Annotated in this window: 9 protein-coding genes and 1 pseudogene; 8 read left to right on the top strand and 2 right to left on the bottom strand. The window is 33.2% G+C overall.

Annotated features, from left to right (window positions below; all coding sequences use genetic code 11):
• From A2255_04910 to A2255_04875, 8 genes and pseudogenes are all read left to right on the top strand, one after another.
• Nucleotides 1-250, top strand: a pseudogene (locus A2255_04910) (hypothetical protein).
• Between the two features lie 185 nt (nucleotides 251-435).
• The gene (locus A2255_04905; GenBank protein OGI21670.1) at nucleotides 436-1,071 is read left to right on the top strand and encodes a guanylate kinase; all 636 of its coding nucleotides are present in this window, start codon (nucleotides 436-438) and stop codon (nucleotides 1,069-1,071) included.
• Nucleotides 1,058-1,822 carry a Nif3-like dinuclear metal center hexameric protein gene (locus tag A2255_04900; protein OGI21669.1) on the top strand — a complete coding sequence of 255 codons (765 nt, stop codon included), beginning with the start codon at nucleotides 1,058-1,060 and terminating at the stop codon, nucleotides 1,820-1,822. Before A2255_04905 ends, A2255_04900 begins: the two co-directional genes overlap by 14 nt.
• Nucleotides 1,807-2,802: a hypothetical protein gene (locus tag A2255_04895; GenBank protein ID OGI21668.1), complete on the top strand. Its 996-nt coding sequence runs from the start codon at nucleotides 1,807-1,809 to the stop codon at nucleotides 2,800-2,802. Before A2255_04900 ends, A2255_04895 begins: the two co-directional genes overlap by 16 nt.
• A 178-nt stretch (nucleotides 2,803-2,980) precedes the next feature.
• Complete coding sequence (locus tag A2255_04890) at nucleotides 2,981-4,261, top strand: hypothetical protein (protein ID OGI21667.1); 1,281 nt, start codon at nucleotides 2,981-2,983, stop codon at nucleotides 4,259-4,261.
• A gap of 31 nt (nucleotides 4,262-4,292) precedes the next feature.
• Nucleotides 4,293-5,366 (top strand): threonine synthase, encoded by a 1,074-nt coding sequence (locus A2255_04885; GenBank protein ID OGI21666.1) that lies wholly within the window; start codon nucleotides 4,293-4,295, stop codon nucleotides 5,364-5,366.
• 139 nt (nucleotides 5,367-5,505) lie between these two features.
• Nucleotides 5,506-6,807, top strand: coding sequence for an asparagine--tRNA ligase (locus A2255_04880; protein ID OGI21665.1), 1,302 nt, complete (start codon nucleotides 5,506-5,508; stop codon nucleotides 6,805-6,807).
• 329 nt (nucleotides 6,808-7,136) lie between these two features.
• Nucleotides 7,137-7,580, top strand: a complete 444-nt coding sequence (locus A2255_04875) for a hypothetical protein (GenBank protein ID OGI21664.1) — start codon at nucleotides 7,137-7,139, stop codon at nucleotides 7,578-7,580.
• Here the strand turns inward: A2255_04875 and A2255_04870 are convergent.
• Both A2255_04870 and A2255_04865 read right to left on the bottom strand, forming a co-directional pair.
• On the bottom strand, nucleotides 7,577-9,205 hold the full coding sequence (locus tag A2255_04870; GenBank protein ID OGI21663.1) for a hypothetical protein: 1,629 nt from the start codon (nucleotides 9,203-9,205) through the stop codon (nucleotides 7,577-7,579). The genes A2255_04875 and A2255_04870 overlap by 4 nt on opposite strands.
• Before the next feature lie 302 nt (nucleotides 9,206-9,507).
• Complete coding sequence (locus A2255_04865) at nucleotides 9,508-10,815, bottom strand: hypothetical protein (GenBank protein OGI21662.1); 1,308 nt, start codon at nucleotides 10,813-10,815, stop codon at nucleotides 9,508-9,510.
• Nucleotides 10,816-11,008: the final 193 nt, after the last annotated feature.

Raw genomic sequence — 11,008 nt, 5'->3', positions numbered from 1 at the left:
CTGGCAGTTAAGAAATATTGATACCAGGTATAATGGTCAGGCTGCTGCTATGAATGCAAGACAGGGCATGATGAATATGCTGCAAAATCCTCATAAATATTCTCCAGAACAAACCTTACAAATGGAAAAGCAGTTGATGTTTAGAGGGTTAATTGGCCAAACAATGGCTAAAGCTGCTGAAGCTCAAGAAGATGGCACGCAAAAAATGCTAAATAAAGCTATTGAAAGGTCTTTTAATTATCTTGCGTAAATATTTTATGTGTATTTGTTAAAAAAGTTCCCTTTAAAGGGAACTTTTTTATTTTAAAACCAAGTAATTATTCGATTAATGGCTTGGTTTTAAGAAGTAGGTTTTTTATTTCAGTATATTTATGAGTTTGAAGAAAGTTATTATATAATATTTATTAGGGAGAGTTAAAAGTAAGGCTTATATAAATGTTGGATCTGGATAATTTAGAAAGTATAGATTTCTCGATTCTAGCTAATGTCAATAGAAAAGGTCGTGTATTCATAATATCTGGCCCTTCTGGGGTAGGGAAGGGAACTCTTCTGTCTTTATTAATCGGAAAACATCCTGAAATTGTTTTGTCTGTCTCTGTTACCACAAGAAAACCAAGAACCGGAGAGGTTCATGGAGTTAATTACATTTTTATATCCAAAGAAGAATTTGAGGAAATGATAGAGAAAGATGAATTTCTTGAATGGGCTGTTTTTGCAGGAAATTACTATGGAACCTATGCCAATATAGTCCAAGAATCCTTAAATATGGGATTGGATGTAGCTCTTGAAATTGATGTTAAAGGGGCTCTTCAGGTTAAAGAAAAGTTAAAAGACGCTATTCTTATTTTTATCCTTCCTCCTTCAATAGCAGAATTGCAGACTAGATTATTCAAGAGAAAGACTGATTCCCAGGAATCGATACAGAAAAGATTATCAATAGTTAAGAGTGAAATTGAGAAAAAACACTTATTTGATTATGAAATAGTTAATCAAGATCTTGATACAGCTATAAAAAATCTTGAAGCTATTGTATTAGCCGAAAGATGCAGGATTAGAAATGGTCAAAACTAATAAAATTATAGATAAAGTCGAACAATTTGCTCCATTATCATTGCAAAGTGAATGGGATAATTCAGGATGGCAAATTTACCTTGGTAATTTTGATGTTGATAGAGTTTTGTTAGCTTTATCGCCAACTTTAGATGTTATTGACCAGGCAATAAGCAAAAATTGCGGTTTAATCATAGCTCATCACCCTATGATTTTTGGGAAGATGAGTAAAATTAAAGCGAATAATTTTACCGGTTCAACAATAATTAAGTCTATACAAAATAATATTCAAATATATTCAGCGCATACAAACCTTGACGCAGTAAAAAATGGTGTTGCAGATAAATTAGCCGGACTACTTAATCTGGATAATATTCAGATTATTGAAGAAACAGGTTTAAGTTCAGGCTTTGGCAGAATAGGTGAGCTTGCTAAAGAAGAAAATCTTGATGAATTTCTTAAAAAATTAAAGCAGATTTTGAATGTTAGTAGTTTAAAGCTTATAAATCCTTCTGGTAGAAAGAAGATTAGAAGGGTTGCAGTGTGTCCCGGTAGTGGTGGAGATTTTATAAGAAATTTAAGAGATGTGGATTTGTATATAACAGGTGATATTCGTTATCATACAGCGCTTGAAATAGACAATATGGTGGTAGTAGATGCTGGACATCTGGAAACAGAAAGAATAATTCTTAATACATTAAAAGAATTGTTGCAGGATTTAGAGATACAAATATTTATAGCTGAAGAAAATTCTCCATGGCAGATAGTATAAGAAAATTAGAGCGTAAAACTTTAGGAAAATCAAATTTAAGTGTTTCAAAATTATGCTATGGAACTTTAGCATTTAGTATTTATCATGCCAATTTATCTCTGGAGAAATCCACACAGCTTCTGGCAGAAGCTTATAAAAAGGGAGTAAATTTCTGGGATACAGCTGAATTATATGAAACGTATAGCCATCTAAACTATGCATTAAAAGCATTAGATAATGACGAAGATATTGTTATTTCTTCAAGGTCTTATGCAAAAACGTATAAAGATATGAAATTAAGCATAGAAAAGTGTTTAAAAGAAATAAATCGAGATAAAGTTGAGATATTCGGGCTCCATGAAGTACAAAAAGATGAATTTGACGGATCAACATTTAGAAAAGGGGCTTTAAAAGCATTAATTGAAGCTAAAAATAATGGTTTGATCAGTGCTATATCAATTACCACTCACTCAGCAAAAGTTGTAGATTTAGCTGGTGATATTGAGGAGATTGATGTCATTATGCCTCTTATCAACTACAAGGGAATAGGAATAAAAGATGGAAACCTAAGTGATATGGAATTAGCTATAAAAAAGGCTAAAGAAAAAAACAAAGGAATCTATGCGATGAAAGTCCTGGCAGGAGGTGGTTTAGCTGAAAGTATAAAATTGGCTGTAAACTATGCTCTTGAAAATGAGAACATTGATTCAATAGCTATTGGCATGGATTCGATAGATGAGCTTCGTTTTAATATAGATATCTTTCTTGGACAGGAAAATTACTTAGATTTGGAAGAAAAGTTAAAGATAAAAAAAAGAAATATACACATTGAACCCTGGTGTGTCGGATGTGGCAGTTGTATAAGTATTTGCCCTCAAAACGCAATAATACTTGAATTCGGTCAGGCAAAAATTGTTGAAGAGAAATGTGTTCGTTGTGGTTATTGTATTACGGCTTGTAAAGATTTTTATATAAAATTTTTAAATGAGAAGGAACTTTAATTAAGAAAGAACATCTATAATGCATGAATGCCGTATTTGCAAAGCCCTTCTGAGCTCGGGGGGCTTCTTTATTTTGTTCATAAATTGGGTCTCTTAGTGTTAAAATTACATAGTATAATTAGTTTAAACTTGAGTGTTTATTTTATCAGTAAGAGCAGAATTAGCCGGGAGTAGTTTTATGAGTAAGAATAATAAAGTTTGTATAGGATTACTTGGTCTTGGAACAGTTGGAAGTGGAGTTTTTGAAGCTCTTAGAAATATTGATTGTGTTCAAGTTAAAAAAGTAGCAGATAAAGATACAAACAAGATAAGTGAATATCCTGAATTATCACAGGATAACTTTACTACTAATGCTGATGAAATAATTAATGATCTTGAAATTAAAATATTAGTTGAGTTGATCGGGGGAATCAATCCGGCTTTTGACTTTATTAAAAGAGCAATTGGAAATGGAAAACATATTGTTACTGCTAATAAAGAATTAATAGCTAAGCATGGTAAGGAGTTATTTGAATTAGCTAAGGCTAATAATGTTGTTATTATGTATGAAGCTGCTGTTGGTGGTGGAATCCCTATTATTATGCCGTTAAAACAATCTCTGGCAGGAAATACTATTACCAAAGTTGTTGGGATATTAAATGGGACAACAAATTATATTCTTACAAAGATGGAAGAAGAAGGCAGTGATTTTGAAGATGTATTAAAAGAAGCTCAAAAGCTTGGATATGCAGAGGCAGATCCAACAGGAGATGTTAAAGGGCATGATGCAGCTTATAAAATTGCGATTTTATCGGCGTTAGCTTTTAATAAAAGAGTTGATATCAACCAGATTTATAGAGAAGGAATTGATAACATAAGCTCTATTGATATAGAATATGCAGCTGAATTCGGATATAAAATTAAATTAATTGGACTTGCTCAAAACGGTCCTGAAAAAACAGTTGATATAAGGGTGCATCCGATGTTAGTGCACAAGGATCATCCTATTTCAAGAATTGATGGAGTATTAAATGCCATTGTTATTGAGGGTTATCCTATCAGTAGAGTAATGTTTTCAGGTCCAGGAGCAGGAAAGTTTCCTACAGCAAGCTCTGTAATCGGTGATATTATTGCAATAGTTAATGAATTAGATAGAACTGATTATCCACTGCCAATGATGCGCTGCCAGCATAGTTCTGAAGCTAGAGTGCTTGAAATGGATAAAACTATGAATAAATACTACATTAGGGTTAATACATCAAATAAGCCCGGTGTAATTGGTGATCTTGGAATTATTTGTGGTAAGAATAATATAAATCTTTGTAGTATAATTCAAAAAGGTGTTCTTGAGGATGGCAGTGCCAGAATTGTTCTCTTAACTGACTTGGCATATGAGGAAGATATTAAAAGGGCTGTAAAAGAGATCGATGAAAGGTCTACTACCAAGGAAGTCGCCAATGTTCTTAGGGTTATGGAATAGTAAATAGATATTATTAAAAAGGTTAAAAATTATGGATACAAGGTGCAGACCTTATAAAGGATTAATAAAAAGATACTTTAAATACCTTCCTGTAAGTGAAAAAACTCCTATTATATCAATTAATGAAGGTAATACACCTTTAATTAAGGCTGATAATTTAGCTAAAGAGATTGGAATAAAAGCCAATTTGTTTCTAAAATTTGAAGGAGCTAATCCTACAGGAAGTTTTAAAGATAGAGGAATGACCCTGGCTGTATCAAAAGCAGTTGAACAAGGAAGTAAGGCAATAATTTGTGCAAGCACTGGAAATACAAGTGCTTCTGCTGCTGCTTATGGTGCCAAAGCAGGTGTTAAGGCTTTCGTTCTTATTCCATCAGGATATATTGCTCTTGGTAAGCTGGCTCAAGCTATGTTGTATGGTGCAGAAGTCGTTGCTATAGATGGTAATTTTGATGAAGCTCTTGAAATAGTCAGAGAGTTATCTGAAAATTATCCTCTAACACTTGTAAATTCAGTTAATCCTTATAGAATAGAAGGCCAAAAAACGGCAGCATTTGAAATATGCGACGTTTTAGGGCAAGCACCTGATTATTTATGTATTCCTGTTGGAAATGCAGGAAATATAACGGCATATTGGAAAGGTTTTACTGAATATTATAATAAACGTCAGGTTCCAAATACTCCGAAGATGTACGGATTTGAAGCAGAAGGTGCGGCTGCAATAGTAAAAGGAGAAAGAATTTATAAGCCTGAAACTATAGCAACTGCAATTCGTATAGGTAATCCAGCGAGCTGGAATAGTGCAGTTGCCGCTAGAGATGAATCGGGTGGTATAATAGATAGTGTAACTGATGATGAAATTATTGAAGCTTACAGATTGTTAGCCAGAAAAGAAGGTATATTTGTAGAACCTGCAAGTGCTGCTTCAGTAGCAGGCTTAATTAAAGCCTATAGATCAGGAAAAGTTGAAAATAATTCTACTATAGTATGCGTTTTAACAGGCAATGGATTAAAAGATCCTGATTCTGCAATTAAATATTCAGATTGTGAAATCAAAAACACTTCATCATCAATAGAAGATATAGCTCAGATATTGAACTTATAATTAAATAATGTCATTGCGAGGAACGTAGTGACGAAGCAATCTTTAATAATAAATGATGATTTAAGAGTCTGGTTTAGCTACCATAATGACAATATAACGTTTAGAAATTCATTTATTCACTAGATAAAGGAGAATAAGAGTGTCAGAGTATAAGAGAGCTTATATTTCAGAAATTGGTAAATACGAAGGGCAAGATATTTGTATAAAAGGCTGGCTTTATAATAAAAGATCCAGCGGAAAATTACATTTTTTACAAGTTAGAGATGGCACAGGCATAATTCAGGCAGTTATTTTTAAGGGAGATGTTGATCCTGAAGTTTTTGAAAAGGCTGATAAGATTTCCCAGGAGTCTTCAATTATAGTCTGTGGAACTGTTAAAGAAGATAAAAGGTCCCAGATAGGTTATGAAATTGGTGTAAAAGATGTTCAGATAATAGGTGAATCAGTTGAATATCCAATTACTCCAAAAGAACATGGTGTTGCTTTTCTTCTGGATAAAAGACATTTATGGTTAAGATCACCAAGACAGCATGCCATCTTAAAGATTAGACACGAAATAATTAAATCTATCAGAGATTACTTTAATAATAATAATTTCTTACTTGTGGATGCTCCAATATTTACTCCGGCAGCTTGTGAAGGAACTACAAATCTTTTTGAAACAGAATATTTTGATGAAAAAGCGTATTTAACCCAGAGTGGACAGCTATATATGGAAGCTGCTGCTATGGCATTTGGTAAGGTATATTGCTTTGGTCCAACATTCAGAGCTGAAAAGTCTAAAACCAGACGTCATTTGACAGAATTTTGGATGGTAGAGCCAGAGGTTGCTTATAATGATTTAAATGACAATATGGATCTGGCTGAAGACTTTGTTGAATATGTAGTTCAGCAGGTTGTTAAAAACAGAAGAGCTGAGCTTGAGATATTAGAAAGAGATATCTCCAAGCTGGAAAACATCAAAAAGCCATTCCCAAGAATCACTTATGATGAAGCAATTGAATTATTAAATAAAAATGGTAAAGAAGCTCCCTGGGGTGATGACTTTGGTGGAGATGAAGAGACTGTTATATCAGAGCAGTTTGATCGTCCTGTAATGATTCATAGATATCCTGCTGAGGTTAAAGCATTCTATATGAAGCAGGATCCAGAAAATTCTAAGCTGGCTCTTTGTGTTGATATGATAGCTCCTGAAGGTTATGGAGAAATCATAGGTGGTGGACAAAGAGAAGACGATATGGATGTTCTTTTAGAGAAAATAAGAGAGCATAAGCTTCCTGAAGAAGCTTTTGAGTGGTATTTAGACCTTAGACGTTATGGAACTGTTCCCCATGCCGGATTCGGCCTTGGCATAGAAAGAACCGTAAGCTGGATTTGCGGGCTACATCATGTTAGAGAAACAATCCCATTCCCAAGAATGATGGAAAGAATCAGGCCATAATTGTAAGTCGCTGCTTAAATAATTTTGAATATCATTGCGAGGTGCTTCGCACTGTCTTAAGTCATCAATCTTTCCAATAATATGCAGCACTATGATCGCAAAGTAACAAAGTCACTTTTATAAGTCATCTATCATTCCAATTACACGTATTGTCATTGCGAGGTACTTCGTACAGTCATCGGTCATCAATCATTCCAATAATACACCATGTCATTGCGAGCCATGAAACGTGGATAACCAGTATAAATTATTCTTGCGTGGCAATCTAAAATCACGAAATCGACACATTATCCTGAAGCAATGTTCTCAAGCAATAAATAGGAAGATATATGAGTAACTTAAAAGATAATGCTACAGAATTATATAAACAGGGTTATTCCTGCTCAGAAGCTATAGTTAGGGCGGCTCATCAGTCAAATTTGATTAATAATATCGATATAGGGGTATTAACCAAACTTGCTTCTTCTTTTTCTGGGGGTATGGGTAATGGGTGCCTTTGTGGTGCTGTTGCTGGTGCACAGATCATAGTTGGATATGCTTTAGGTCGTGAAAATATCACAGATTCTTCTAAAGAGGTTAAGACTGCTGCTAAAAAGCTTATTGATAATTTCAAAGAAAAAAGAAAGACAACTTGTTGCAAGGCATTAAGTGCAAAATATGATTTTAATTCTCCGGAAAGACGCCAAAACTGTGTAAATATAGTAAGTGATGCTGCAGAAATCTTAGAAAATATTGTTAAAGATAACGCTAAAGATATAGAGTTAATGCATTAGCTTTTAATATTATCCATTATAGCTTCTATAGGTGTTTTATTCTCTAATAAACACTTTTTGAGATAACCTATGGATTTATCCATCTCTGATTTTCCTTCTTTAGTATGGTCAAATATGCCAGTCATAGCTGAAGACGCTGGCAAACTTTCACCAATTATAGCCATCCGTATATCTTCTGCAATCATTTCATAATCGACATGGGCATCTAATTTAGCTTTATCGTAGACTGATAAGTTCTTAGTATTGTTACTTTTGGTTTCATTGGTATTTAAGTTTAATCTGGACATAGATCTAAGGTTTTTCCAGCCATCCAAAAAACCAATTCCATCCGAAGGCGCAATTATAATTGAGCCAGGCTTGGAAGAATTTTTAGTTTCATCTTTTTTAATCATTTCGTAAGAGATAGCATGCCCTATTTCATGAGCTAATGCCCTGGCTCTATCCTTATTTCCTTCTAATACACTTGGTTGTAGGTCTTTTATCTCTCTCATTTTAGCGATTATTCTCTCAGCTGAAGAAGTCTGATGATAGCGGTCATTGACATTATAAGCATGTAGCAAAATTCCTTGTCCTGGTTGTTCTTGAATATATCTACCACCACGTTTATCACCATCTTTTTTATTTACATATCCAGGTATCATATATATGTTAAGGTAATCAGGGAATAGCTTGTTTAAAATTGGCTTATAAGGCTTATTGAATTCCAAAATCTCTTTTATTTCTTCTTTAGAAGGAATAAATCGTTTGTCAATCTTGAAAAACAAGGTGCTACCTGGTGAAGGTTGTGCAAGGATGTCAGGGTAGACTAAATTTTTATCAATATCAGGTAATATAATTTTGCTATTTAGGCTAACACGACGAAGTTTAGCCGTTTCTAATGCTAAAATTTTACCTGTATCCTCAGGTTCATACAATTTTATTCCAACTTCCGGAATAAATTTACCTTTTTTATCTTTTATTTCTGCTAATTTACTATCTATAACTTCTATTTGCTTATTTATTATATTTTTTGTGTCTCCAATAACAAGGTAATTCTTGAGTTTAGAGAATATCTTGCTATCCTTAGCATTTACCACACTAAAATCCCAATCGTCTTTCTCGATATCTTGTAATGAATCTTTTAATTCTTGAGTTGGTGTGATATTTTCAGGAAGTGATTTTTTAATCGCATTTACATCATCTTTAGGGCTTTTAGGCAATGAATTATAAATAGCTCTTATTTCCAGAGAATCTGTGATTAACTTTTCTTTATTCTCTTTGCCGGGCGTAACTATTTCAGGCTTTTTTTTGTCTATATCTTTATTTACCTGTGTAATTGACTCACTTATTATTTTTAATTCCTGATTTAGCTGGTTTAATTTTTTTATTTTTTCAGCTAATTTAGGTGGGCAAGAACTCCAGACTTCTTTTGTTTCCTTATCTAGCTTCTTGATTTTATCTTGAGCTAGTAGAATACTTTCAGACATGCTCGAGGATTCGCCAATCCCACCAATTTCTTTTATTATTCGGTTTAGTCTGTCTTGAAGATCTTGTAAATTTTTAAGATTTTTTTGGTTATAAGGGACAATAATATTATTATTTTTATTGAGGTTGCCTTGTTTATTGTTAATATTACCAATAGTCATAAAATTTATTCCATTAAAAATTTCTCAATTGATATGTCTTTGTTTCAAAAATAAGATGAATGTTGCAGGAGGGTATGTTATTGGAGGAAGCCTATGCACCATTGAAGGTGACAAGGTCACTTATTTAAGTCATCAATTATTCCAGTGAGGACTTAATTATGTGCGTTAGCACCAGCGACGGAAATAATATAACTTCCTTAATTTATGAAACAATTTACTAATTATAATAGTTTAAAGTTAGCTAAAAAAAATTGTTGATATTAACAGATATAAAATTAACTATGTTTTACAAAATCAAGTTTTTACAATTTTTGTATTTTTAGCTTGGTTATTCTTGCGCCTTCAACGCTTTCAACGGTGAAAACAAGATCATCAATTTTTATTTTATCCCCTATATTTGCGACTCTTCCCAGTTCTTTTAAAATAAGCCCCCCGATAGTTTCAATTTCTTCTTCTGTAATATTCATATCAAACAGCTCATTTATCTCATCAATCCTTAACATTGCGTTAACAAGAAATTCATTGTCTGAGATAACTTTCACATCTGCTTCTTCAGTGTCAAATTCGTCTTGCACATCTCCAAAAATTTCTTCTAAAACATCTTCAAGGGTAACTATGCCTGAAGTGCCGCCAAATTCATCAATAACTAGTGCCATTTGACTGTGGTGTCTTTTAAATTCAAGAAGAAGCTTATCTATTGTTAGTGTTTCAGGAATTAGCATTACTTTTCTGATGATTTTTGAAAGTGCAAATTTTTCTTTTGCTTCAATAAAAGGAATTATATCTTTTATGTGTACAATTCCAAGAATATGATCCAAATCCCCTTCATAAACAGGGTATCTGGTGAATTGATGTTCATATACAAATTTTGTTAATTCTTCTAAGGAAATATTTAAAGGTATAGAAACAACATCTGGCCTTGGAACCATTATTTGTCTTGCAATTAAGTCAGAAAATTTAAATACATTATGCAGCATATCTCTTTCAGTTGCATTTAAAACACCTTCTTGATAACTGGCACTTATTAACATATCAAGCTCTTCCGTGGAATGAACAAGATGAATTCCTGCTGCTGGGGGAATTTTAAGTAATTTTAAAAGACCATTTCCCATATTGTTTAACAGGAGAATAAAAGGAGAGAAAATCGTTGATATTAAGTTCATAGGTCTTGCGATAATAAAAGATGTGGTTTCAGGATATTGAAGAGCAATAGCTTTAGGTATCAATTCACCAAATTCTATCTGTAAAATTGTAATTATAATAAAAGCAATGACTGCAGCAACTGTATGAGTTGCAATTACTTGGCCTATTTGAGGCAGAAAGGTAAATAAAGGATAAAGCATCTCTGCAAGTGTTGATTCTCCTACCCAACCAAGTCCAATACTTGAAACAGTAACCCCTAACTGAACAGCGGCTATGAATTTAGGAATATTATTAAGTTCTTTAGAAATTATTTGTGCTGTCTTATTCCCTTCTTTAACTAATTGTTGAATTCTTGTTTTCCTAACATTTACAAGAGCGAATTCAGATGCGACAAAAAACGCATTAGCAAAAATTAACAAGCCAATGACAATTAATCTAAGGAATGTATCCAGAAAAAACTCAGGCATTAGTAATAATTAATCCTAAACCTATTTTTATCAGGATATAGTAATTCAGGCTTAAAATATACAGCCAATCGTCTACACTGTTTTTGTATTAAGGATAGCGGAAAAAATACTAAGGACGCAATAAAAAATACTTACGCATAAAGTGATATTGTCATTGCGAGGAGGGCTGAAAGCCCGACGTGGCAATCCAAAT

This window comes from Candidatus Melainabacteria bacterium RIFOXYA2_FULL_32_9 (assembly GCA_001784615.1).
In the GTDB taxonomy this organism is placed as follows: Bacteria; Cyanobacteriota; Vampirovibrionia; order Gastranaerophilales; family UBA9579; genus UBA9579.
This window is presented reverse-complemented; position numbering and strand designations above follow the sequence as displayed.

Coding starts and splice junctions, on each gene's coding strand:
- A2255_04905 (OGI21670.1), top strand. CDS start 436: ATGTTGGATCTGGATAATTTAGAAAGTATAGATTTCTCGATTCTAGCT.
- A2255_04900 (OGI21669.1), top strand. CDS start 1,058: ATGGTCAAAACTAATAAAATTATAGATAAAGTCGAACAATTTGCTCCA.
- A2255_04895 (OGI21668.1), top strand. CDS start 1,807: ATGGCAGATAGTATAAGAAAATTAGAGCGTAAAACTTTAGGAAAATCA.
- A2255_04890 (OGI21667.1), top strand. CDS start 2,981: ATGAGTAAGAATAATAAAGTTTGTATAGGATTACTTGGTCTTGGAACA.
- A2255_04885 (OGI21666.1), top strand. CDS start 4,293: ATGGATACAAGGTGCAGACCTTATAAAGGATTAATAAAAAGATACTTT.
- A2255_04875 (OGI21664.1), top strand. CDS start 7,137: ATGAGTAACTTAAAAGATAATGCTACAGAATTATATAAACAGGGTTAT.
- A2255_04870 (OGI21663.1), bottom strand. CDS start 9,205: ATGACTATTGGTAATATTAACAATAAACAAGGCAACCTCAATAAAAAT.
- A2255_04865 (OGI21662.1), bottom strand. CDS start 10,815: ATGCCTGAGTTTTTTCTGGATACATTCCTTAGATTAATTGTCATTGGC.